Source organism: Mucilaginibacter sp. NFX135, assembly GCF_048565145.1.
Lineage (GTDB): Bacteria > Bacteroidota > Bacteroidia > Sphingobacteriales > Sphingobacteriaceae > Mucilaginibacter.
The window spans coordinates 1,505,730-1,531,093 of the sequence record NZ_CP183412.1 but is presented as its reverse complement, the minus strand read 5'-3'; the positions used below and the strand labels follow the sequence as shown (position 1 = coordinate 1,531,093).

Genomic DNA, 25,364 nt, shown 5'->3' with positions numbered 1-25,364 from the left:
TATCAAGCCTAAACAACTTATGTCAACACAAAAGTCTCACATCCACCAGATTATTTTAGCGGCCCTGGGTATCCTCGTACTTATTTTGGGTACCATGATATACCTGTATCCTACTTCCATTTTTCCTGATTCCTGCTGGGGTTTCCAGGTACTGCGTGCCATGCAAATGGGTGGCGGCTTTAATATGGCCATCAAACCAGATCCTGCCGATGTCGCTAAAAACTCGGCTGAGTTTTTAACCTGGTGGTCACCGGGGCAATACCTGTTCCCTTATGTTTTCAAACTCCTTTTGGGTATAAACACTGGCAAAGCAGCGGCAGTTACGGTTACCTTGTTTACTTTATCGGGTTTAGCTGCCTTTTACCTGTTTTTCAAAAAGGTAGGTTTTACACCTTTGGTAGCCGCTATCAGTGTGTTGGTTATTGCCTGTCAGCAGGCATTTATTGTTCCTTATGTTTTTTACAATGGTGGCGAGGTTTTACTTTTCGGCTTCGCCGGATGGTTCCTGTATGGCTGTGCGGCTATAGATAAACCAGGATGGAAGATTGTAGTTTTTCTGATTATTTCGGGCTGGATAGGCTTTTGCTGCAAATCGTCATTTTTATGGATATACGGAGCTGGCTGTATTTACTTATGGATCACATTGTCATCCGGCCAAACGAGTATATGGGGATGGATAAAAAAAGGCTTCTGGATAGGCATACCCGCTGTACTGTCATTAGCCGTGATATACAAATTTTACCTTTCCAAAGGCATTACACCGGCCTCAGGAGCCGGCGGTATAAAACTGGCCTGGGAAACTTTTAGCTTCCCGATGGCTTCACCTATATTGGCCGGTTTTTCGGTTGATGATATAATGGGCGGCCTGATATATCATGATGATTCGGCCATGTTAAACCATTTTTGGGCGGTGTTTATTGTGGTAATAGCGGCTGTATTGAGTATATTACTGGTGAGCCGTATAGTGCGTAAAGTCCCCGATAAAAAGTATACACGGCTGCTCATCGTTTTTTATTCTGTGGCGATATTGTTTTTTGGATACAACTTTTTGAAACAGGCATATATCTCTTACGAAGCCAGGCACCTGCGCTTAATCGGGTTGTTAATTATACCCGGGGTGGTTTATTTAATAAGCCAGAGCGGGGTATTTTACAAAGCGGCGTTCGGATTTATTTGTATGGTGATCGCCTTTTTTAGTTTTCGTTATTTTATACCTGGTTATCTGCAAAACAAAAATGTAAATGCCAGAGGTACGTCTGGCCTGGCCCAAATGTTTATTGATCAGCCATCATTGAACTATATTATGGATCTCGACAAAAAGAACAATAACGCCCTTTTTGTATTTATCAGTCCAGATCTGGGGTTGGAGATCAACCACAACCGTTTTATTACTTTAGATCCCATAGACTCGGATATTAAAATTGATTATGACAGCTACGTACACCGTGGCCACGCAGGGCCAATATTTATTCTGTTACCGGCAAGTTACATGGGGCCAAAGTCAAACATCATACGCAAGTGTTTCCCAGGTTACAAAGGCTTTAAAATGGATATGCTGAGTAATGATTATGTGTTGTACTCGGCTAAGTGAGTCGGGAAGTCCGGAAGTCAGTAAAGCCCGGAAGATAAAATAGGAGTAAAAGATAAAGTCCGAAAGTTTGGAAATTACAACACTCCAAACTTTCGGACTTTATCTTTTATTTTTCGACTTGCAGACTTTACTGCTTGCGCTGTTCGAAGTCTCTGACTTCGAATGACTATGCCTGTAGTTTGCAACTACACTGCTTCATGTAGTCTAAAGACTACTAACATAATAGTCCGAAGTCAGAAACTTCGGACAGCGCGTTACAACACTCTAAACTTTCGGACTTTATCTTTCCGACTTATGGACTTTACTGACTTTCGGACTTTATCTTTTATTGATCTCGGTCCAAAGAAGGTCTTTCAGTTCCGTAAGGTTCTTTTGCGCTACGGAGGATATGAATAAAGAAGGAACGCCCCCGGGGAGTTCTTTTTTCATTTCGGCCTGCAGCTCGTCATCAAGCATATCCATTTTGGTAACTGCCAAAACGCGGGGCTTGTGCATAAGCTCTGCATTGTATTGCTGCAGCTCGTTCAGTAAAATTTCGTATTCTTCTTTTATGGTGCGGTTGGTATCGGCCGGTACCATGAACAACAGCACCGAGTTACGTTCGATATGCCTCAGGAACCTGAAACCTAAACCTTTACCCTGTGATGCCCCCTCGATGATTCCCGGAATATCGGCCATTACAAATGAGCGATTATTCCGGTAGGATACAATACCCAGGTTGGGCACGAGGGTAGTAAAAGCATAGTCGGCAATCTCGGGCTTGGCAGCAGATACTACCGAAAGCAGGGTTGATTTGCCCGCGTTGGGGAAACCTACCAAACCTACATCGGCCAGTATTTTCAGCTCCAGTATATTCCAGTCTTCCCTGCCATCTTCACCGGGTTGCGCAAAGCGGGGTGTTTGCTGGGTAGCGGTTTTAAAGTGCCAGTTGCCTAAGCCACCGCGACCGCCGGGTGTTAATATTTTTGTTTCCCCATCCTGGGTTATCTCGAAGATGATCTCGCCTGTTTCGGCATTTTTAACGGTTGTACCCAGGGGTACTTCCAATATCTCGTCGCGCCCGGTTTTTCCGCTTCTTAAAGAGCTGCCTCCCGAATCACCGTCGCCGGCAATTACGTGTTTACGGTATTTGAGGTGAAGCATTGTCCAGAGCTGGGCATTGCCTTTAACGATCACATGACCACCGCGGCCGCCATCGCCACCATCCGGACCACCTTTGGAGGTTAATATATCACGGTGTAAATGAGCAGAGCCCGCCCCTCCGTGGCCCGAGCGGCAACAGATCTTCACATAATCAACAAAATTGGAACTCTGCGACATTTCTTTTCCCTTTTTAGTCCGGAAAGTCCGAAAGTCAGTAAAGTCCGGAAGGCTAAGAATTTTGAATGTCTCAACTTCCGGACTTTACTGACTTACCCGACTTGCGGACTGTCTTTTTACTTAATAATTTTCGATAACCGTATCAATTGCCTTATATATCTGGTCAATTGAGCCTATACCATTTATGCTGGTAAACTTATGCTGGTTTTTATAAAAATTAGCAACCGGCGCCGTTTTATCATTATACTCTTTAATACGTTTGCGGATAACTTCCGGGTTGGCATCATCAGCACGACCTGATTCTTTACCGCGCAATAAAAGGCGGTGTTCCAGTTCATCGTCATTTACTTCAAGCGCTATCATGCCTGATATGGCCGATTCTTTTGATTTCAACAGCTGGTCTAATGCTTCGGCTTGTGCCACAGTACGCGGAAAGCCATCAAATATAAACCCTTCGGCATCTTTATTGGCATCCAGCTTATTACTGATCATGCCTATAACTACCTCATCCGGAACCAGCATCCCCTCATCCATCAGTTTTTTCGCCTCTAAACCAAGCTTTGTTCCTTGTGCAATTTCGCCGCGTAAAAGGTCGCCTGTTGAAAGGTGTATTAAACCGTGTTTTTCAATAAGCTTTTGCGACTGAGTCCCTTTCCCTGCTCCGGGAGGGCCAAACAATACCAGATTTAGCATGCTCTATACAAATTAAAAGCCTTTCGGTACTACACAGAAAGGCTTAACGTTATGGTGCACTTGAAGGGAGTCGAACCCCTAACCTCCTGATCCGTAGTCAGGTGCTCTATCCAATTGAGCTACAAGTGCTTTTTGAAACGGAATGCAAAAATAGAATTTTTCACCGTCCGTTGCAAACTTTTTTAAAATAACTTTCTGAATTATTTTTTCCGGATAGCCAAATAGCTGATCTGATGCTTACTAAACCGTTTCTCTTTTTGAACCGGCTGCCATGCATCGGCTCAAAATTACTTTACTATCTCGGCTATCGCTGCAAAATCGGGCAGCTGGCCGGCATCTTCCAGCACTTCGGCGTATATAATATTCTGCTCTTCGTCAATTACAAAGGCCGAACGCTTAGAAACACCTTTCAGGCCCAGGACAAATTCTTCATACAAGGCGCCGTAAGCAGACGATACTTCTTTGTTAAAATCCGACAGCAGGTCGAACTGATAATTATTCTCAGCCTTGAATTTAGCCAGTGTAAAAGGCGAATCGACAGATATACCTAATATCACTGCATTCAACCCGTCATAATAACCAAAGCTATCGCGCATGGTACACAACTGCGTGGTACAAACACCGGTAAAAGCTAATGGGAAGAAATGTACAACTACTTTTTTGCCTTTAAAATCGGCTAATGATACCGACTTGATATCGGTTGATAATAAAGAGAATTGAGGTGCCGCCTGGCCTGCTTGTAATGTCATAGTTAATTTTTTGATTACAAATAAATAAAAATTACCGGCCTTATTGGTAATCGCTGGGTAATTAATTCGTTTAATATAATTTTAAGCCATGAAACACCTATTGTTTACTTTATTCCTGCTTTCATCCCTTTTCGCCAAAGCGCAAACCAGGCCGTTCCGCATCAGTACAAAACATTTAACAGGTAATGTATATGTATATATTTCTTATGGTTTACCTGATGATAAAACGCCATTCCCGGCCAATGGCCTTTATATAGTAACACCGGCCGGCATTGTATTAATTGATACCCCCTGGGACGAAGATCAGACCCGGCAGCTGATAGATACCATCAAACAACGTTATCATCAAAAAATAGCGCTTTGTATATCAACCCATTTCCACACCGACCGTACCGCGGGGCTCGACGTATTAAAAAAGAACGGCACCAAAACCTATACCAGCGTATTAACCAAACAGCTGGCCAAACAACACAACGACAAACAACCTGAGTTTACTTTTACTAAAGACACCGTTTTTAACGTTGGCGGAGTAAAAGTGCAAACCTATTTCCCGGGCGAGGGCCATACCAAGGATAACATTGTGATATGGCTGCCCCAAACTAAAGTATTGTTTGGCGGCTGCCTGATCAAAAGCATGGATACCGACGAAAAGGGGTATACCGCCGATGGCAATATTGCCGCATGGCCTTTGAGCGTAAACCGGGTAAAAACCCGTTTTCGGGATATCAAATACCTCATTCCCGGTCACCAGGGCTGGCAGGGTGATACCCTGATGCTGAAACATACTATTGACATAGCGAAGCAGAAATAGGAATGAGTGCTCAAAACCTGCAAACATTGATCCGCACCAAAGATTGAAGTTGGTTGATTTAACTTTATTTAACAAATTGATATTCAATTACTTTTTAATTTTATGGTCAATTGGTTTAACCTGTTAAAAACCCATTCCTGCCATGATCAAAAACTATCTCCGTATCGCGTTCAAAAGTCTTTTAAAAAACAAAGGCGTTGCATTCATTAATATTTTAGGCCTGGCCATGGGGCTGGCTACCTGCCTGCTCATTGTGTTTTATGTAGTGGATGAGTTAAGCTACGACAAGTACAATACCAATGTCGATCGCATATACCGGGTTAATACCGATCTTAAATTTGGCGGCAATGCCTCATCTTACGCCATTACCCCACCACCCCTTGCAGCCACGCTCATCAATGATTTTCCGGAAGTTGAAAAATCGGCCAGGCTGCTGCATGATATGGGCGTACGCATTAGGAAAAACAATGAGAACGTACAGGAAGACAAGGTAGCTTACAGCGACCCGACCATATTTACCATATTTACCTTACCAATGATAGAAGGTGACCCCAGAACGGCACTTAAAGAACCGAACACCGCCGTGATCACCGAAACAACCGCGAAAAGATATTTTAACGATATACATGTCACCGGCAAAACCCTGGTAGTAAACAGTAGCACCAACTATAAAATAACCGGTGTAATGAAGGACATACCAGGCAACTCGCACTTTAATTTCGACTTCTTTTTATCCATGGCTTCTAAGCCGGAAGATAAAAGTCAAAACTGGTTAAACTATGTGGTGAGCACCTATGTATTACTAAAACCCCATGCCAATCCCCAAACCTTAGCAGCTCGTTTGCCCGCCATGGTTAAAAGAACCTTTAACCGCATGCGCGACAACGATGGCAATTTGGATGCAATGGAAAAACAGGGTAATTATATACGGATGAATTTAACACCACTTACCGATATCCATCTATATAGTAATAAGCAGTATGAACTTGGCACCAACAGCAGTATCCAATATGTGTATATTTTTAGTGTTGTAGCCATATTTATATTGCTGTTGGCCTGTGTCAACTTCATGAATATATCTACCGCCCGTTCGGCAAACCGGGCACGCGAAGTTGGTGTACGCAAGGTATTGGGCTCATCACGTAAAAGTCTTATCGTCCAATTTCTGACTGAGTCGATACTGGTAACACTCGGCGCAACTGTCGTAGCGGTACTCGCGGCCTGGGCTTTGCTCCCTCTTTTTAACCAGGTAGCCAATAAAAACCTGGTTGTTACCCCGCAAATAATCATGTGGCTACTGCCCGCGCTGATCCTTATAGTTTTAGTGGTAGGTACGCTCGCCGGTTTTTATCCTGCATTTTTCCTATCAGCTTTTCAGCCAGCCGATGTGTTAAAAGGCAAATTGTCCGCGGGTTTTAAAGGTGGTAGATTACGTAATTTCTTGGTCGTTTTTCAGTTTTCCATATCCATTTTCCTGATCATTGGCACAGTGGTTATCTATAATCAGCTGCATTACATACAAAGCCGGGATATGGGTTTTAACCGTAACCAGGTATTGATAGTTAAAAACGCGCAAGTTTTAAATCAGCAGGCTAAAATTTTGCAGCAACAGGTTAGGCAGTTACCCGGCGTGGTAAACGCCTCGCTCTGTGGCTTTTTACCTACCAAAAGCAACCGGGCCCCAGACGCGGTATTCTCCAGCAGGGCGGTTGACGCTAAGAGCGCCCTGTTCACCGAAACATGGAATATTGATGAAGATTATTTAAGCACAATGGGCATGAAGATACTCAAGGGACGTAATTTTTCAAAAACCTTTACTACCGATTCGTCGGGCGTACTCATTAATGAGGCCGCGGCAAAAATGCTCGGTTATTATAATGACCCGCTAAGCAAAAGGATCTACCGCTCCACACCAAAGGGACCACAAGAATATCGCGTATTAGGTATTGTAAAAGATTTTAATTTCAACTCCCTCCGCGAAAATATTACACCGGTAGTGATGTTTTTGTCCCAGGATAACGGCGCGTTGAGCATCAGGGTAAATACTCATAATTATCAGGCTTTTGTGGCCCAGGTAAAACAATTATGGAAAAACATGAGCCCTAACGAACACTTTGAATATTCATTTATGGACGAAGATTTTGATGCTGCCTATCGTTCAGAACAACGCACCGGAAAATTATTCTTATCCTTTACCACACTGGCCGTGATCATTGCTTGTCTGGGCCTTTTTAGCCTGGCTGCCTACGCGGCAGAGCAGCGTAACAAGGAAATAGGTATACGCAAAATATTAGGGGCTGGTGTTTCTACCATAATAGCTATGCTCTCTAAAGATTTCATCAAGCTGGTTTTCATCTCCATCCTTATCGCTACGCCATTGGCTTGGTTAACCATGAACAAATGGCTGCAGGGCTTTGCTTACCGGCAAAACATTCAATGGTGGATGCTGCTTTCGGCGGCAGTTGGCGCGCTTGTTATCGCCTTTGTCACCATTAGTTCGCAATCATTCAGAGCCGCGCATAGCAATCCTGTTGACAGTTTACGAAGCGAATAATCAGATTTATAAATCACGAGCATACCCCTTTTGGCGCAAGTCTTGCGTTGTAGGCCTGTGAAAAATGGCTGACTTGTGACATAAGCACAAGTCCTCACCCCCCAGCAACCGCACAAGACTTGCGCTAAGGAGGGATAGTTTAAGGAACGAATAATCAGATTTATAAATTTTATAAGAGGATCGCGCAACACACAGTACCAGTGGATGATCGAGGTTATTTGTTTAACAAATCATCAATTATCACACTTGCCTTCTCTACAAAATCATCACCATAACCTACGTGCACGTTGGCTATTTTCCCTTCTTTGTCAATGTAATAAAAAGTAGGAAAACTGTTTACATGGTATGATTTGACTACGTCAGCCGCATTAACGTAGCTTGGATATCTTAAATGATAATTTTTTTCAAAGTCTAAAACGGATTGCTTACTATCCCGCTCGGTTATGCTTGCTATTACAAAGTTTTTCCCTTTGTATTTTTCAAAAAGATTATTCAATGGCTTTAAAGAAAGCATACAGCCAGCACAACCAATAAAATAAAAATCCATCAATACAACTTTCCCTTTCAATTGCGTTAAGGACATTTTTTTACCATCGGCAGTATACAAGGTCCAACCTGGTGCAGCACTTCCCAATGCTAACAAATCAGTTTGCTCTTTAAGTAAAGCGGGCTGATCTTTGGGTGGATGAAAATCCTTAGGGATTGTCATGGAAGCTATATCAATATTATTCTGATCAAACTGATAATCGAAGTAACGGGTTTCGGAATAATAGATTGTAGCCCCATCACCAAAACTCATATCTCTTGATCGGGCAACTATATAATTGGGCATACCTGATAATTTGTCAATATACAAATGCACATAGCTATAGTCATGTTCTTTATTAATGAGCGTGTCCCGTATATTAACAATTAAATGATAGTTATCAACCGCATTGATCGTAGTATCGCTGGTTTTTACAACTTTGGATAGTCCTTTTGCGATGCGGCCCTGCATCCATCTTAAATAACCTGGCAATGTGCGCTGAACAATGTACTCCAGCTTATCCTTTCGATATGTACTGTCTTTGGGTGTAATATGTATCAGATCCTGCCCGTTGTATAAATCAATATTGGTAAATTGATCATTTCCATTTTTGGTTTCCATGTTAAACAGATAACCAAAGCTTCTATCTTCAGGCGCTTTTTCCAAAACGGTATGAGTTTGCGTAGTTACCGTGTCTTTGGCAAATATCTCCCTCATTCTATTGACAGACTGGTAGCTAAAGTTTTTATGATTTTCCAGTTTGCCAATAATTTGTTGAACTGAGACAATCTGAGCGTTCACGTTTTTACCAAACAGCACAAATGCGATGCAGGTAAAAGGCTTAGTAAATTTCCGGATAAGGTAAATCATGCTATTCATGTTAGAATTATCAATCAGCCCTCTAAGATAATCCAAAAAGAAAAGTTCAAACAAACCTTAACCTTTTTTAACATCCAGGCTGGTACCTGCCAACTTAGGATATTGAAAACCCCGTCAGGGTTAAAGCTTTGTAGAAAAAGTCATCCTTATTCAGTGCCGTAGGTACTGCACTCCCGTTGCATACCTACGGCATGCCATCACGTCGCCTTTATTTGCTACAAAGCTTTACTCCTGCGGAGTAATCTGCAATTTAATTACATTGACAGGATACTCCCGACTCTGTATTTTCCTTATTTTTGATCATTATATGTACGCTGAATTTGAAACTTACCTCCGGGAGCACATGCAGCTGTCTGATGATGAACTCAGACTGATCCACTCCTTTGCTGTCGAAAAAAAAGTGCACAGAAAACAGGTGTTGCTGCAGGAAGGCGAAATATGCCGCTTCAAGATATTTGTTTGCAAAGGTATATTACGTACCTACCGCACCCGGGAAGACGGCACCGAACATATTGTGCAGTTTTCGCCAGAAAATTTGTGGGTTACCGAGCCCGAAAGCTTACATAATCATACCCCTTCCCGTTATTATATCGATGCTGTAGAAGACAGTGACCTTATCTTCTGGACCAAAAGTGATTTTGACACCCTGTTTGCGCAGATCCCCCGCTTAAAATACTTTACGGAGCGGCTCATCTCCCGCAATGTCACATTAGGCCGCGATCGCATCTTTAGCGCCATCAGTTCAACACCCGAAGAAAAATACGATGAATTTATACAAACCTACCCCACCGTATTTGCACGTGTGCCCCTGCACATGATCGCTTCGTACCTCGGGCTTTCGCTCAAGACCCTTAGCCGTGTGCGGCATGCCCAGCTCAAACGATAGATAACAACTCAAACTTGCGAGGTTATAAGTAAATCGCAGAGTCGACTCACCGGTCTACGCTTCGCTGGACCACCTCTCTTCGCCTGCGGCGGAAAGAGGGTGAAGAAAAAAGAAAGAAAACCCCTCTATGCGCGAAGCGGAGAGAGGGGTGACAAGCGCAGCGATGTCGGGGTGAGTCGATATACGCCCGATTTCCACCTAATGTCTTTTTATAAGTTATTACTTCGCTCCCACGAGATACGCTGCCAGGGAGTAAGCATTAAAAAAGCAAATTACCTAAATGAAAACAGCGTCAAATGTCCTCTTTTCCCGAAGCGGTATTGGCCAATTTTGAATCGTTAAAAACGATTTAAAATTTTATTTATCTAATTCAAAAAAAAACATGCGTGTATTTGTAACAGGCGCTACGGGCTTTGTAGGCTCAGCCATTGTTCAGGAATTAATAGGCGCGGGGCACCAGGTACTTGGTCTCGCGCGTTCAGATGCGGGTGCAAAAGCCCTTATCGTCGCCGGTGCCGAAGTGCACCGTGGTAACCTGGAAGATCTCGAAAGCCTGCGGGTGGGAGCGGCTATGTGTGACGGCGTTATCCACACCGCCTTTAACCACGATTTTACCAAATTTAAAGCCAACTGCGAAACAGACCGGCAAGTGATACACGCAATGGGCTCCGTGCTCACCGGCTCCGATCGCCCGCTGGTTATCACCTCGGGTACAGGGCTGCTGGCCGGGAGGGGCCTGGCCACCGAAGATACGGTGCCCGATTTCAGCTCGTCGCCAGTGCCTCGTGTAGCCTCGGAAGAGGCGGCGATGGCCATCGCGGCACAAGGAGTACGCACAGCAGTGGTGCGCCTGCCCCCAACGGTACATGGCAATGGCGACCATGGCTTTGTTCCGGCACTCATTGGCATGGCCCGGGAGAAAGGAGTTTCGGCTTATGTAGGCGAAGGACTAAATCGTTGGCCGGCCGTGCACCGCCTGGATGCCGCCCGTTTGTACAGGCTCGCGCTGGAGAAAGGCTCCGCAGGGGCCCGATATCATGGCGTTGCCGAAGAAGGTGTACTCTTCCGCGATATTGCGGGTGTGATAGGCCTGCATCTGAATGTACCGGTTGTAAGCAAAACACCCGAAGAAGCACCAGATCATTTTGGCTGGTTCGGGCATTTCGCGGGCATGGATAACCTATCGTCCAGCGCCCAAACCTGTGAACAACTGGGCTGGCAGCCGAAACATATTGAACTTCTTACCGATATGGAAACAGGAACTTATTTCGGATAGTGAAAAGATAGGGTTAAACTTTTATCCCTTCCAAAAATTCAGTATATTTGTATATACAACAGCCCGTTTCTCTTCAACCAAAAGAGAAACGGGCTGTTTGGTTAAGGAAAAAAGAGTCCTAAAACCGACCGATTTTAACATAGTTATTTGGCGATCAAATAATTAAAACTTTTTAAAGTTTTCAAAACCCATCAAAAGTTTGTTAAAAAGTGTTAAAATCGATGGTTTTGAATGAGTTTTAAGAAGTTTTCGATCGATTTTCAATCGTTTTTGATCAAAAAAGTGTTAAAATTTAAGGTTTAAAAAGTTTTTGAGAACTGAAATCACTAATTCAATAAATCAGTAATTCAATAATTAATTATGAACGCAGTTGTTGTCACCCGGCCTGGTACCCCTTCCGTTTTGCAGATCGCCGAGAGATCAAAACCCGGTTGTGGAGCTGATGAGGTGTTGGTGAAAGTGATAGCTGCCGGGGTTAACCGTCCGGATATAAAACAGCGCGAAGGTAAATATCCGCCGCCTGCTGGTGTGGTACAGGATATCCCCGGTTTGGAAATAGCCGGCATCATAGTTGAAACTGGCACGGCGGTAACCCAATGGAAAATTGGCGATAAAGTTTGCGCCCTCGTAGCTGGTGGTGGTTATGCTGAGTATTGCAACGCCCCGGAGGGTCAATGCCTGCCGGTTCCGGATGGGTTTTCATTTGAAGAGGCAGCCTCCTTACCCGAAACGTTTTTTACCGTTTGGAGCAATGTATTTGATCGCGCCAACCTCAAAGGCGATGAAACTTTGCTGGTGCACGGCGGATCAAGCGGTATTGGAGTTGCGGCTATACAAATGGCGAAAGCGCTGGGTCACCCGGTTTATGTAACTGCCGGCTCGGATGAAAAATGCCGCTTTTGCGAGCAATTAGGTGCTACCAAAGCTATCAACTACAAAACAGAAAATTTTACCGATGCTATTAAACAATTAACTAACGGCAAAGGAGTTGATGTGATATTGGACATGATAGGCGGCGATTATACGCCGGGCAATATCCAGTCGCTGTCTGTTGAGGGACGACTGGTGATGATCAACACCATGAAAGGTAAGGATGCCCAGATTGACCTGGCGCAGGTGATGATGAAAAGGCTGGTGATCACAGGTTCAACATTACGAGCCAGGGATATAGCGTTTAAAGCCGCCATCGCCCAAAATCTACGAAATAACATCTGGCCATTGCTGGCATCCGGGCAGATAAAGCCGGTTATCTACAAAGTTTTCAAAGCCGAAGAGGCCGCTCAGGCCCATGAGCTGATGGAAAGCAGCGCCCACACAGGAAAAATTGTGCTGAGTTTTGCGCATTAAAAACCTGAAAATGGGTGTGCAGAAAATATATGCAAAAATGTTGGCGTTGCTATTTAAATATTTGGATAGAAATCTTAACTTTGCGCCTCTGAAATAGCATCTTATATTTTAACAGTAACAACTATTTCGCAGAAAAATTCTTTAAAACACCAGGTTATATATGCCAAACATTGGAAAAATATCACGGATCATTGGTCCGGTAGTTGACGTAAGTTTCGCTGATGATGCTCATCTTCCCAAGATTTATGATGCGTTAGAGATCACGAAAGATAATGGCCAAAAAGTAATTTTAGAAGTTCAACAGCATTTAGGTGAAGATCGTGTACGTGCGATCGCGATGGATTCGACAGACGGATTGCTACGTGGCATGAAAGTGTTGGATACCGAAGCCGCTATCAAAATGCCGGTTGGCGAAAACATTAAAGGTCGCGTGTTCAACGTAGTTGGTGATGCCATTGACGGTATCGCAAACTTAGATAAATCTAATGGCCGCCCTATCCACAATATCCCCCCACGTTTCGAAGATCTATCTACCGAAACCGAAGTATTGTTCACAGGTATTAAAGTTATTGACCTGTTAGAGCCTTACGCTAAAGGTGGTAAAATTGGATTGTTTGGTGGTGCAGGTGTAGGTAAAACCGTATTAATTCAGGAATTGATCAACAATATTGCCAAGGCTTATTCTGGTTTATCAGTATTTGCCGGTGTAGGTGAGCGTACCCGTGAAGGTAATGACCTTTTACGTGAGATGCTTGAATCGGGCATTATTAAATATGGCGATGGCTTTATGCACTCTATGGAAGAAGGCGGTTGGGACTTATCTAAAGTTGATACCGAAGCTTTAAAAGAGTCAAAAGCAACATTCGTTTTCGGACAAATGAACGAACCTCCAGGTGCGCGTGCACGTGTGGCTTTATCAGGCTTAACCATTGCCGAGTATTTCCGTGATGGTGAAGAAGATGGCAAAGGCCGTGATATCCTGTTCTTTATCGATAACATTTTCCGCTTTACACAAGCAGGTTCTGAAGTATCGGCGCTGTTAGGCCGTATGCCATCAGCGGTAGGTTACCAGCCAACACTGGCTACCGAAATGGGTACCATGCAAGAGCGTATCACCTCAACAAAAAGAGGTTCAATTACCTCAGTACAAGCCGTTTACGTACCTGCGGATGACTTAACCGACCCTGCGCCGGCAACAACCTTCGCTCACTTAGATGCTACTACTGTACTTTCACGTAAAATTGCCGAGTTAGGTATCTACCCAGCTGTGGATCCATTGGATTCTACATCACGTATCCTTAGCCCTGCTGTTTTAGGCGATGAGCACTACAACACTGCTCAACGTGTTAAAGAAACTTTACAACGTTACAAAGAGTTACAGGATATTATCGCGATCCTGGGTATGGACGAGTTATCTGAAGAAGATAAACTGGTTGTATCACGTGCGCGTCGTGTTCAGCGTTTCCTGTCACAGCCATTCCACGTGGCCGAGCAATTTACCGGCTTAAAAGGTGTATTGGTTGATATCAAAGAAACCATCAAAGGTTTCAACATGATCATGGACGGTGAAGTGGATGAATATCCTGAAGCAGCTTTCAACTTAGTAGGCAGCATCGAAGACGCCATTGAAAAAGGTAAAAAACTATTAGCAGAAGCTAATTCTTAAATATGCAAATGTGCAAGTGTGCGGATGTGCAAATTAAAACATCATCTGCACATTTGCATATCTGCACATACGCACATTAAGCTATGACATTAGAAATTCTTACTCCCGATAAAAAAGTATACGAGGGCGAAGCCACATCGGTAACCGTTCCAGGTACTTTGGGATTATTTGAAATATTAAACCATCACGCGCCTATCATCTCTACTTTACAGGATGGTAAGCTAACCGTACGTGGCGGCAGCGCTGCTAAAGAAGAAGTTTTTTTTATTAAAGGCGGCGTAGTTGAAGTATTAAACAATAAGGTCATTATTCTTGCTGAAGGCATTCAGCACAAATAGTCCTTATACCTACATTCAAAAAAAACGTCCGGGTATGATACCCCGGACGTTTTTTTTTGACATTTTTTCCGGCTGATCTTTTATCAAACAAGACTAACCGTTACTGAACAAACTGAACCCTTTTTTTATCGGCTCCTGCTTAAAAGTTGTTTAAATTAACAGGGCTAAATTCTGAGGCAAATTATATAAAGATAAAGCAACATCCTTAAGCGGTAATTACATCATGCAAAGCAATCCGATTTTTACAACTTCTGCAGCGGCTTTGCCCATTTCAGGAAGAAAATCGACAACTTACTATGCATGCATAAAAAATGTACCGAATACCGTTTTGAACTTTGGTATATTCCACGACATATATTATTGCTATATTTTTATTTTAAACAGAATTAAATTTCATTTTTATAATAAAAACGGCATAAAATACTTTTTTCAAAAAAAAATCGCAGCTATTGCTATTCTTTATTCCTATATCTACCTTACAAATACAGATTCGTACTGTACGAATAAACCAGGATCAACAGGCAAAATTATTTACAAATTAGTCTATCATACCAAATAAAAATGAGTTCATCAGATACTACAGCGGCTATAGAATTGAATAAGTACAGCAAAACTTTTACACAGGACGAAACACAACCGGCTGCCAAGGCCATGTTATACGGCATAGGTTTAACCGACGACGACATGGAAAAAGCACAGGTTGGGGTGGCAAGCATGGGTTACGATGGTAATACCTGCAATATGCACCTGAACGATCTGGCTAAGCTGGTTAAACAAGGTATCTGGGATGAGGATATGGTAGGCCTGATATTCCATACCATTGGCGTAAGCGATGGCATGAGCAACGGTACCGAAGGTATGCGCTACTCATTAATGAGCCGCGATATTATTGCCGATTCTATTGAAGCCGTTACGGGAGCACAGTATTATGATGGCTTAATTACCTTGCCAGGCTGCGATAAAAACATGCCAGGCTCTATCATGGCTATGGGCCGTTTAAACCGTCCGTCTATCATGGTATACGGTGGCACTATTAAACCCGGTCACTGGAAAGGCGAAGACCTGAACATTGTATCGGCATTTGAGGCTTTAGGCAAAAAAATTGCAGGTCAGATAGATGATGTTGATTTTATGGGCGTAATTAAAAACGCTTGTCCAAGCGCGGGTGCCTGTGGTGGTATCTACACGGCTAATACAATGGCCGCCGCTATTGAGTCCTTGGGTATGAGCTTGCCCTACTCATCATCGAATCCGGCATTGAGCGAAGATAAAAAAGCAGAATGCCTTGCTGCGGGTAAAGCGATCAAGATATTGTTGGAAAAAGATATCAAGCCATCAGACATCATGACCCGCGAGGCATTTGAAAATGCCATGGTTGTGATCATGGTACTGGGTGGTTCAACCAACGCCGTGTTGCACCTTATTGCAATGGCCAAAAGCGTTGGTGTTAAAGTAACTCAAGACGATTTCCAGACGGTAAGTAACCGCATACCTGTATTGGCCGATATGAAGCCAAGTGGTAAATATATGATGGAAGATCTGCACAAGGTTGGCGGTGTACCTGCAGTAATGAAATATTGCCTTAGCCAGGGATGGTTGAATGGAGATTGCCTTACTGTTACCGGTAAAACCATTGCTGAGAATTTAGCAGATGTTCCGGAGATCAATTTCGAAACACAAACTATAATCCGCCCGGCCGAAAAACCAATTAAAGCGACCGGTCACTTACAGATATTGTACGGAAACTTGGCCGAAGGTGGCAGCGTTGCCAAGATCACCGGTAAAGAGGGTACCAGCTTTGAAGGGCCTGCCCGTGTATTTGATGGTGAATTTGAGTTAATACACGGTATACAAAGCGGCCGTGTTAAAGCCGGCGATGTGGTGGTTATCCGCAACGTAGGTCCTAAAGGCGCTCCAGGCATGCCGGAAATGCTAAAGCCTACTTCCGCCATATTTGGCGCCGGATTGGGTAGTTCCGTAGCATTAATTACTGATGGCCGTTTTTCAGGTGGAACACACGGCTTTGTAGTTGGTCACATTACTCCTGAGGCCTATGATGGTGGCGGTATCGCTTTTGTGAAAGACGAAGACCGGATATTTATTGATGCCGTTAACCGCACCATCAACGTAATCATCAGCGACGAAGAATTTGCCGCCCGCAAAGCAGCCTGGAAACAACCTGCTTTAAAGGTAAGCAAGGGCTTATTATACAGATATGCTAAAACAGTAAGTACCGCAGCCGAAGGTTGTGTTACTGACGAAATGCCGTAGCCCCCTAACCCCCTGAAGGGGGAATGATAAGGGATACGAATACAAACGAACTAATAAAAATAAAATATACACTTAAAAAGCTCCCCCTTTAGGGGGCTGGGGGGTAAAACTATGGAAGTTGCACAGGAAACACTAACTACACCCGCACCAACAACAGCGGTAGAAGTTTCAGGATCAGTAGCATTATTGGAGGCATTAATTGTTGAAGGTGTTGATACCATCTTTGGCTACCCGGGTGGCGCTATCATGCCCATCTATGATGCTCTGTTTGATTATAATGATAAACTGAACCACATCCTGGTCCGTCATGAACAGGGCGGTATCCACGCCGGTCAAGGCTATGCACGTACCTCTGGTAAAGTGGGTGTTGTATTTGCAACCAGCGGTCCCGGTGCAACCAACCTGGTAACCGGCTTAGCCGATGCGCAGATTGATAGTACTCCTGTGGTATGTATCACCGGGCAGGTGTTTGCTCATTTGTTAGGCACCGATGCCTTCCAGGAAACCGACGTGATCAACATCACCACACCGGTAACCAAATGGAATTACCAGGTAACTGATGCCAACGAGATCCCCGAGGTTATTGCCAAGGCTTTTTACATTGCCAAAAGCGGTCGCCCAGGCCCGGTATTGATCGATATCACTAAAAACGCACAGATACAAAAATTCAACTACCAGGGTTATACGCAATGTAACCATATCCGTAGCTACAGACCAAAACCCATTGTACGTTCTGAATATATCCAAGAGGCTGCCGAACTGATAAACCAGGCCAAAAAACCATTTGTAATTTGGGGACAAGGTGTTATTTTGGGCAGCGCCGAACAAGAGTTTAAAGCATTTATCGAAAAATCAGGTATCCCTGCTGCATGGACTGTTTTAGGTGCAGGCGCTATCCCAACTGAGCATCCTTTAAACGTAGGCATGTTGGGCATGCACGGCAACTATGGCCCTAACGTATTAACTAACGAATGCGATGTACTGATTGCTATCGGCATGCGCTTTGACGATCGCGTAACCGGCCGTTTAGATAAATACGCTAAACAGGCAAAGGTGGTTCATTTGGATATTGACCCGGCCGAGATCGACAAAAACGTAAAATCAACCGTACCGGTATGGGGCGACTGTAAAGAGACCCTCCCTATGCTGACCAAATTGATTGAAGAAAAGAAGCATACCGAATGGCTGAATACTTTCAATGAATACACCCAAAAAGAAGTTGAAGCGGTAATTCATGACGAATTGAATCCCACCAGCCCGGAAATGACCATGGGTGAGGTGATCAAACAACTCAATGAAATTACAAAAGGTGAGGCTATTATTGTAACCGACGTAGGTCAGCACCAGATGGTGGCCTGCCGTTATGCTAAATTCAATAAAACACGCAGCAACGTTACCAGTGGTGGTTTAGGTACTATGGGCTTTGCACTACCCGCTGCTATCGGTGCTAAATTTGGCGCTCAGGACCGCACCGTTGTAGCTATTATTGGTGATGGCGGGTTCCAGATGACCTTGCAGGAATTGGGCACTATTATGCAAACCGGTATCGATGTAAAGATCATCATTCTGAACAACCGTTTCCTGGGTATGGTTAGGCAATGGCAGGAGTTATTTAATGAGCGTCGTTATTCGTTTGTAGATATCCAGAGCCCTGATTTTGTAACACTGGCATCGGCATATAAAATCCCCGGTAAACGAATTGACGACCGGGCAGAACTTCCAGCAGTATTAAATGAGATGCTGAGCACCAAAGGATCATTCCTTTTAGAAGTAATGGTAACTAAAGAGAACAACGTATTCCCGATGGTACCGCAAGGATGCAGTGTAGCCGAGATCAGGTTGAAATAATTACAGCCTATAACCTTTAAAATAGCAATCATGAGTAATCAAGATATAGAGAAACAAGAATTTAACATCACGGTTTACACCGAAAACCAGATAGGCCTGCTAACACGCATAGCCATCATATTCTCGCGCCGTAAGATCAATATCGAAAGCCTGAACACATCTCCATCTGAGATAGATAAAATTCACCGCTTTAACATTGTGATCACCGAATCGGAAGAAGTAGTACGTAAGCTTGTTCGTCAGATAGAAAAACAGGTGGAAGTGCTGAAAGCATACTATCATACCAATGCCGATGTGATCTGGCAGGAATTAGCGTTATATAAAGTATCAACCGATGTAATTGCCGAGAAAGTGAGCGTTGAACGCCTGCTGCGCGAAAATGGTGCGCGTGTGGTTGTACTGCGTAAAGATTATACCGTATTTGAGACCACCGGTCACCGTGAGGAAACTGACAATTTGATCAGTATATTGCAGCCTTTTGGCTTGATTGAGTTTGTACGCAGCGCACGTGTAGCCATTATTAAAGACAGTGAAGGTTTTAACCGTAAGCTACGCGAATTTGAAAGACTGGAACCAGGCGAAGAAGTGATAGAAAACGAATACCTTAACCAAGGCGAAAAAGTATTTACTATGTAAGCTGAAAGCCGAAAGGTTAAAGCTGAAAGCTAACAACTAAAATGACTGATTTTCGTAAAAATCGGTGAAATCAAAATAAATAAACTTAAAATAGAATAATCGGTGAAATCACTCTACAATCGGTGCAATCATCAAAATCATTAAATAAAAACAAAACAATGGCAAAATTAAATTTCGGCGGTACTGAAGAAAACGTAGTAACCCGCGAAGAGTTTCCTTTATCAAAAGCGCAGGAAGTATTAAAAGACGAAGTTGTAGCAGTAATTGGCTATGGCGTTCAAGGTCCTGGTCAGGCATTAAACCAAAAAGACAATGGCATTAATGTAATTGTTGGTCAGCGTAAAGGCACTAAAACATGGGATAAAGCAGTAAGCGATGGCTTTGTACCCGGCGAAACACTTTTTGAAATTGAAGAAGCTCTGGAAAGAGGAACTGTAATTTGCTATTTATTAAGTGATGCAGCTCAGATAGCTCTTTGGCCAACTGTTAAAAAACACTTAACCCCAGGTAAAGCATTATACTTTTCTCATGGTTTTGGTATCACTTTTAACGAGCAAACCGGCATCGTTCCTCCTGCTGATGTTGATGTATTTTTGGTTGCTCCTAAAGGATCTGGTACTTCATTGCGCCGTATGTTCCTGCAAGGCCGTGGCTTAAACTCAAGCTACGCTATTTTCCAGGATGCTACCGGTAAAGCATTTGAGCGTGTTATTTCATTAGGTATTGCTGTAGGTAGCGGTTACCTGTTTGAAACCAACTTCAAAAAAGAAGTATACAGCGATTTAACCGGCGAGCGTGGTACGCTGATGGGTTGTATCCAGGGTATCTTTGCTGCACAGTACGATGTATTGCGCGCCAATGGTCACTCACCATCTGAAGCCTTTAACGAAACTGTTGAAGAGTTAACTCAATCATTAATGCCATTAGTTGCAGAAAACGGTATGGATTGGATGTATGCCAATTGCTCAACTACAGCACAACGTGGCGCTTTGGATTGGTGGAAAAAATTCCGTGATGCTACTAAACCAGTATTTGAAGAATTATACAAAAGCGTTGCAACTGGCAAAGAATCACAACGTTCAATTGATCTGAACAGCCAACCTGATTACCGCGAAAAATTAGACGCGGAATTAAAAGAATTACGCGAAAGCGAAATATGGCAAGCAGGTAAAACTGTACGCAGCTTACGCCCTGAAAACCAGGTTGTAGAAGCGTAATTATAAGTCTTGAGTCGTAAGTCATAAGTATGAAGTTATAAGTCAATGACTTTGTACTTACGGCTTATGACTTACTACTTCGGACTTTAGACTAAAGACTAAAAAACATGGGACAAACATTATTTGATAAAATTTGGGATGCACACGTCGTCAGTAGCAACGAGGGTTTTCCTGATATTTTATACATCGATACACATTTCATACACGAAGTAACCAGTCCGCAGGCATTTGATGGTTTGCGTACCAGAGGGTTACCGGTTTTCAGGCCAAAACAAACCGTGGCCACCGCCGATCATAACGTTCCTACCATTGATCAGCACCTTCCCATTAAAGAAGAACTTTCCCGCTACCAGGTTGATATGCTTACCAAAAACTGCAAAGAATTTGGTATTGAGCTGTACGGCTTAGGACATCCTTTCCAGGGCATCGTGCACGTAATAGGGCCCGAGCTGGGTATTACACGTCCGGGCGGCACTTACGTTTGCGGCGATAGTCATACTTCAACACATGGCGCATTTGGTGCCATAGCGTTCGGTATAGGTACATCACAGGTGGAACAGGTAATGGCAACCCAGTGTTTGCTGCAGTCGCGCCCAAAAAGGATGAAGATTGAGGTGAACGGTAAATTGCACAAAGGTGTCGGCGCTAAAGACATCATCCTGTACATCATTGCACAGATATCTGCTGCAGGCGGTACGGGTTATGCTGTGGAATATGCCGGTGACACCATCCGCTCATTAAGCATGGAAGGCCGCATGACCATCTGCAACATGAGCATCGAAATGGGTGCACGTTGCGGACTAATTGCTCCTGACGAAACAACTATTGAATACGTAAAAGGCCGCGAATTTGCCCCTAAAGGCGAAGAGTGGGATAAAGCAGTAGCTTACTGGAAAACTTTATACTCTGATGCTGATGCATCTTTTGATGAAGTATTATCCTTTAAAGCCGAAGACATTGAGCCAATGATCACCTACGGAACAAACCCCGGTATGGGCATTGGCGTTACACAACACGTTCCTGAAACCGCTTCCTTTGAAGCTAAAGAGCAGGGATCATACAAAAAAGCCCTGGAATATATGGGTCTGCATGATGATGAGCAGTTATTGGGTAAACCCATCGACTATGTGTTCATCGGCAGTTGCACCAATTCACGCATCGAAGATCTGCGCCAGGTAGCCGAATTTGTAAAAGGCAAACACAAGGCAGATAATGTTACCGTATGGGTGGTTCCCGGATCAAAACAGGTACAGGAACAAGCCATCCGCGAGGGACTGGATAAAATATTTGACGCGGCAGGTTTCCCGCTTCGCGAACCGGGATGCAGCGCATGCCTGGGTATGAACGAAGATAAAATACCGGCAGGCAAATATTGTGTATCTACCTCCAACCGTAATTTCGAAGGCAGGCAAGGGCCAAATTCCCGCACCTTCCTGGCCAGCCCGCTAACCGCGGCTGCATCGGCTATTACCGGTAGGGTAACGGATATACGGGAATTTTTGAAAGAAGAAGAATTAGCTGTCTGAACCCGAATTTTTGGAATTGTAAAATTACCAGAATTTAAAAATGGAAAACTATAAGCGTACGGCCGAAGAGTTTAATGACTGCACCAGTAAAATTATAGGCTGTGCTATGCGGGTCCATTCAGCGCTTGGTAATGGATTCCAGGAAGTGATATATCAGCGCGCCCTTGAAATAGAATTAAGGGATGAGGGATTAGCCTATCAGCGGGAAATGGAAATGCCTATCTATTATAAAGATGAGCACATCGGAACAAGACGGGTAGATTTCTTTGTTGAAAGTGAGATTATGGTTGAATTAAAAGCAATCATTGATTTAGGTGACACACAGCTGGCTCAAGGCATAAATTACCTTGAGGCTTATAATATGAAGACTGGGCTACTGATCAACTTTGGAAGTAATAGCTTGCAATTTAAACGATTATTAAATAGAAAATACAAACCACAATTTATTTAAGAAGAACGCCAAAAATTCTGGCCATTCTTAAATTCAATAAATTCGAGTTCAGACAATGAGTACCAAAATATTTAAACATATACAAACCAGCGTAGTGCCTCTGCCTATCGAGAATATCGATACGGACCAGATCATTCCCGCCAGGTTTTTGAAAGCTACCACCCGCGAAGGCTTTGGTAACAACTTATTCCGCGACTGGCGTTTTGACGAGAATGACAATCCGAAACCGGATTTTGTACTCAACAATCCAAACTTCAGTGGTAAAATACTGGTTGCAGGCAAAAACTTTGGCTGTGGCAGTAGTCGCGAGCATGCGGCCTGGGCCATTGCCGATTATGGCTTTGACGCCGTGGTAAGCAGCTTTTTTGCCGATATATTTAAGGGCAACGCCTTAAACAATGGTCTGCTCCCGGTACAGGTAAGCGACGATTTTTTAAAGAAGATCTTTGAAGCCGTTTATGCCGATGAACATGCTGTAGTGGAAATTGACCTGGTTGATCAGTTCATTAAAATTGTAGCTACCGGCGAACAGGAAACATTTGAGGTTAACCCCTACAAAAAAGCCTGCATGACCAACGGCTATGATGATATTGACTACATTCTGAGCAAGAAGGAACTGATAAAGGAGTTTGAAGAATCTAAATAACTAACCACGCGTCATTGCGAGGTACGAAGCAATCTCTAAACTATACAGAGAGACTCTGTAAATCGGGGATTGCTTCGTACCTCGCAATGACGGTTGAATAATAAGAATGGCACTTAAAAAACATATATTAGTAATACCGGGTGATGGCATCGGTACCGAAGTAACAACCTGGGGTAAGGCCGTACTGGAAGCAATTGGTCAAAAATTTGGTCATGAATTTACCTTTGACGAAGCCCTCATGGGTCACGCAGGTATCGAAGCAACCGGCAATCCGCTACCCGACGAAACTTTAGCTAAAGCAAAAGCCAGCGATGCCATTTTATTTGGCGCCATTGGTCACATTAAATACGATAATGATCCATCGGCCAAAGTGCGTCCGGAACAAGGGCTATTAAAAATACGTAAAGAACTTGGGTTATATGCCAACCTGCGCCCCATCATGTTATTTGATGAGCTGCTGGATGCATCAAGCCTGAAACCTGAAATATTGAAAGGGACGGACATCCTTTTCTTCCGGGAATTGACCGGTGATGTTTACTTCGGTGAAAAGAAACGCAGTGAAGACCGTAATACCGCGTCAGATCTGATGATCTACTCACGGTACGAGGTAGAACGTATCGCTATAAAAGCGTATGAAGCAGCCCGTGTTCGTGGCAAAAGATTATGCTCTGTAGATAAGGCTAACGTATTGGAAGCATCACGCCTGTGGCGCGAGGTGGTTCAGGAGATAGCTAAACAATACCCTGATGTGGAAACCGAGCATATGTTTATTGACAATGCAGCCATGCAACTGGTTAAAAACCCTAAAAAGTTTGATGTGGTGTTAACTGCCAACCTTTTTGGTGATATTTTAACTGATGAGGCATCGCAGATAGCAGGTTCTATGGGTATGCTGGCATCGGCATCTATTGGTGATGGAACAGGTTTCTTTGAGCCTATCCATGGTTCGGCACATGATATTGCCGGGCAGGATAAAGCCAATCCGCTGGCTTCTATCCTATCCGTGGCCTTAATGTTGGAGATCAGCTTCGGATTAAAAGAAGAAGCCAAACTGGTAACATCAGCAGTTGATAAAGCGTTAAAAGATGGTTACCGGACTGGCGATATCGCTGATGCGAATACCGACAAAAGCAAAATTTTAGGCACTAAGGCCATGGGCCAAAAAGTGTTGGAATACTTGTAGACCCCACACAACCCTCCCCAAAGGAGAGGGCTTTAAATAGTAGTGGAGTTATAACTTTTAAAATAAAAAGTCTCCCTCCTCGGGGGAGATTTAGAGGGGGTTAATATGAAATGGAACGCTGACTTGTACGACCAAAAGCATGCCTTTGTATTTCAATACGGCGAGGATGTGCTGGAGTTACTGGATGTTAAACCCGGCGAATATATCCTGGATCTGGGTTGTGGAACGGGCCATTTAACACAACAAATAAAAGATAAAGGCGCACGCGTAAAAGGCACCGACTTTTCGCCGGAAATGATTGAGCAGGCCAGGGCAAAATACCCGGAAGTTGATTTCGCGGTGGAGAACGCTGCCGATTTTTTTACCGACGAAAAATATGACGCCGTATTTTCAAACGCGGCCCTGCACTGGGTGCTTGATGCCAACGGCGCTGCTCGCAGTATATACAACAGCCTGAAACATGGCGGTCGTTTTGTGGCCGAAATGGGCGGCAAAGGTAATGTGGCCCGCTTAATTGAGGCAACTCAACTGGTACTACAAAACCATGGCTATCATGTACAGGCCGATACCAGGATCTGGTATTTCCCTTCCGTAGGCGAATACGCTACCCTGCTGGAAGAGCATGGCTTCAGGGTAACCTATGTAGTGGATTACGATCGTAAAACACCCCTGCAGGATGGCGATGATGGTGTGGCTAAATGGGTAACCATGTTTGGCGCCCAATACCTGGAGAATATCCCTGAAGAGGAGAAAACGGAAATATTAAAAGAAATTACACACAAACTGGAGCCTTACTACAACGAAGGCGGCCAATGGTATGCCGACTATAAAAGGTTACGGTTTGTGGCGATAAAAGAATAGATATGAGACGTGAGATTTGAGATATGAGATATGAGACTTTTCATTTTTCAAATTACACCAAATCAGATATGAGACGTGAGATATGAGAT

The 25,364-nt window shown here is 43.8% G+C and carries 21 protein-coding genes and 1 tRNA gene; 17 read left to right on the top strand and 5 right to left on the bottom strand.

Annotated elements, in window-relative coordinates:
* Nucleotides 1-19 precede the first annotated feature (19 nt).
* Entirely contained in the window at nt 20-1,591 is a 1,572-nt protein-coding gene (locus tag ACNURT_RS06705) for a hypothetical protein (protein ID WP_419701079.1), read from the top strand.
* A 318-nt stretch (nt 1,592-1,909) separates the two neighbouring features.
* Here the strand turns inward: ACNURT_RS06705 and obgE are convergent, their stop codons facing one another.
* From obgE to ACNURT_RS06685, 4 genes are all read right to left on the bottom strand, one after another.
* On the bottom strand, nt 1,910-2,911 hold the full coding sequence (gene obgE / locus ACNURT_RS06700) for a GTPase ObgE (RefSeq protein WP_419701078.1): 1,002 nt from the start codon (nt 2,909-2,911) through the stop codon (nt 1,910-1,912).
* A gap of 120 nt (nt 2,912-3,031) precedes the next feature.
* Entirely contained in the window at nt 3,032-3,604 is a 573-nt protein-coding gene (locus ACNURT_RS06695; protein WP_370993907.1) for an adenylate kinase, read from the bottom strand.
* A 52-nt stretch (nt 3,605-3,656) separates the two neighbouring features.
* Nucleotides 3,657-3,733 (bottom strand) — tRNA-Arg (locus ACNURT_RS06690).
* A 158-nt stretch (nt 3,734-3,891) separates the two neighbouring features.
* Nucleotides 3,892-4,353 (bottom strand): redoxin domain-containing protein, encoded by a 462-nt coding sequence (locus tag ACNURT_RS06685; RefSeq protein ID WP_370993908.1) that lies wholly within the window; start codon nt 4,351-4,353, stop codon nt 3,892-3,894.
* Between the two features lie 88 nt (nt 4,354-4,441).
* Here ACNURT_RS06685 and bla point away from each other — a divergent pair, with 88 nt between their 5' ends.
* Both bla and ACNURT_RS06675 read left to right on the top strand, forming a co-directional pair.
* Nucleotides 4,442-5,164 carry a subclass B1 metallo-beta-lactamase gene (gene bla, locus ACNURT_RS06680; protein ID WP_419701077.1) on the top strand — a complete coding sequence of 241 codons (723 nt, stop codon included), beginning with the start codon at nt 4,442-4,444 and terminating at the stop codon, nt 5,162-5,164.
* A 142-nt stretch (nt 5,165-5,306) separates the two neighbouring features.
* Nucleotides 5,307-7,718, top strand: coding sequence for an ABC transporter permease (locus ACNURT_RS06675; RefSeq protein WP_419701076.1), 2,412 nt, complete (start codon nt 5,307-5,309; stop codon nt 7,716-7,718).
* 214 nt (nt 7,719-7,932) lie between these two features.
* Here the strand turns inward: ACNURT_RS06675 and ACNURT_RS06670 are convergent, their stop codons facing one another.
* Nucleotides 7,933-9,123 (bottom strand): TlpA family protein disulfide reductase, encoded by a 1,191-nt coding sequence (locus ACNURT_RS06670; RefSeq protein ID WP_419701075.1) that lies wholly within the window; start codon nt 9,121-9,123, stop codon nt 7,933-7,935.
* 307 nt (nt 9,124-9,430) lie between these two features.
* Between ACNURT_RS06670 and ACNURT_RS06665 the strand changes: the two genes are divergently transcribed.
* The 14 genes from ACNURT_RS06665 to ACNURT_RS06600 all read left to right on the top strand — a co-directional run bounded on the left by ACNURT_RS06665 (nt 9,431) and on the right by ACNURT_RS06600 (nt 25,275).
* Nucleotides 9,431-10,009: a Crp/Fnr family transcriptional regulator gene (locus tag ACNURT_RS06665; RefSeq protein WP_419701074.1), complete on the top strand. Its 579-nt coding sequence runs from the start codon at nt 9,431-9,433 to the stop codon at nt 10,007-10,009.
* A gap of 382 nt (nt 10,010-10,391) precedes the next feature.
* The gene (locus ACNURT_RS06660) at nt 10,392-11,285 is read left to right on the top strand and encodes an SDR family oxidoreductase (protein ID WP_419701073.1); all 894 of its coding nucleotides are present in this window, start codon (nt 10,392-10,394) and stop codon (nt 11,283-11,285) included.
* Between the two features lie 360 nt (nt 11,286-11,645).
* Nucleotides 11,646-12,632 (top strand): NAD(P)H-quinone oxidoreductase, encoded by a 987-nt coding sequence (locus ACNURT_RS06655; protein WP_419701072.1) that lies wholly within the window; start codon nt 11,646-11,648, stop codon nt 12,630-12,632.
* 160 nt (nt 12,633-12,792) lie between these two features.
* Nucleotides 12,793-14,298, top strand: a complete 1,506-nt coding sequence (gene atpD, locus ACNURT_RS06650; protein ID WP_419701071.1) for a F0F1 ATP synthase subunit beta — start codon at nt 12,793-12,795, stop codon at nt 14,296-14,298.
* An 83-nt stretch (nt 14,299-14,381) separates the two neighbouring features.
* Nucleotides 14,382-14,636: an ATP synthase F1 subunit epsilon gene (gene atpC / locus ACNURT_RS06645; protein ID WP_076374640.1), complete on the top strand. Its 255-nt coding sequence runs from the start codon at nt 14,382-14,384 to the stop codon at nt 14,634-14,636.
* Between the two features lie 561 nt (nt 14,637-15,197).
* Nucleotides 15,198-16,907 (top strand): dihydroxy-acid dehydratase, encoded by a 1,710-nt coding sequence (gene ilvD, locus ACNURT_RS06640; protein WP_419701070.1) that lies wholly within the window; start codon nt 15,198-15,200, stop codon nt 16,905-16,907.
* Between the two features lie 111 nt (nt 16,908-17,018).
* Nucleotides 17,019-18,755, top strand: coding sequence for a biosynthetic-type acetolactate synthase large subunit (ilvB, locus tag ACNURT_RS06635; protein WP_419701069.1), 1,737 nt, complete (start codon nt 17,019-17,021; stop codon nt 18,753-18,755).
* A gap of 30 nt (nt 18,756-18,785) precedes the next feature.
* Nucleotides 18,786-19,391 carry an acetolactate synthase small subunit gene (gene ilvN, locus ACNURT_RS06630; RefSeq protein WP_370993918.1) on the top strand — a complete coding sequence of 202 codons (606 nt, stop codon included), beginning with the start codon at nt 18,786-18,788 and terminating at the stop codon, nt 19,389-19,391.
* A gap of 158 nt (nt 19,392-19,549) precedes the next feature.
* The gene (gene ilvC / locus ACNURT_RS06625) at nt 19,550-20,608 is read left to right on the top strand and encodes a ketol-acid reductoisomerase (protein ID WP_370993919.1); all 1,059 of its coding nucleotides are present in this window, start codon (nt 19,550-19,552) and stop codon (nt 20,606-20,608) included.
* A 107-nt stretch (nt 20,609-20,715) separates the two neighbouring features.
* Entirely contained in the window at nt 20,716-22,134 is a 1,419-nt protein-coding gene (leuC, locus tag ACNURT_RS06620) for a 3-isopropylmalate dehydratase large subunit (protein ID WP_419701068.1), read from the top strand.
* A gap of 40 nt (nt 22,135-22,174) precedes the next feature.
* Entirely contained in the window at nt 22,175-22,585 is a 411-nt protein-coding gene (locus tag ACNURT_RS06615; protein ID WP_419701067.1) for a GxxExxY protein, read from the top strand.
* A 55-nt stretch (nt 22,586-22,640) separates the two neighbouring features.
* Nucleotides 22,641-23,231, top strand: a complete 591-nt coding sequence (gene leuD / locus ACNURT_RS06610) for a 3-isopropylmalate dehydratase small subunit (protein ID WP_419701066.1) — start codon at nt 22,641-22,643, stop codon at nt 23,229-23,231.
* A 106-nt stretch (nt 23,232-23,337) separates the two neighbouring features.
* On the top strand, nt 23,338-24,414 hold the full coding sequence (leuB, locus tag ACNURT_RS06605; RefSeq protein WP_419701065.1) for a 3-isopropylmalate dehydrogenase: 1,077 nt from the start codon (nt 23,338-23,340) through the stop codon (nt 24,412-24,414).
* 105 nt (nt 24,415-24,519) lie between these two features.
* On the top strand, nt 24,520-25,275 hold the full coding sequence (locus ACNURT_RS06600; protein WP_419701064.1) for a class I SAM-dependent methyltransferase: 756 nt from the start codon (nt 24,520-24,522) through the stop codon (nt 25,273-25,275).
* The last annotated feature ends 89 nt before the right edge of the window (nt 25,276-25,364 follow it).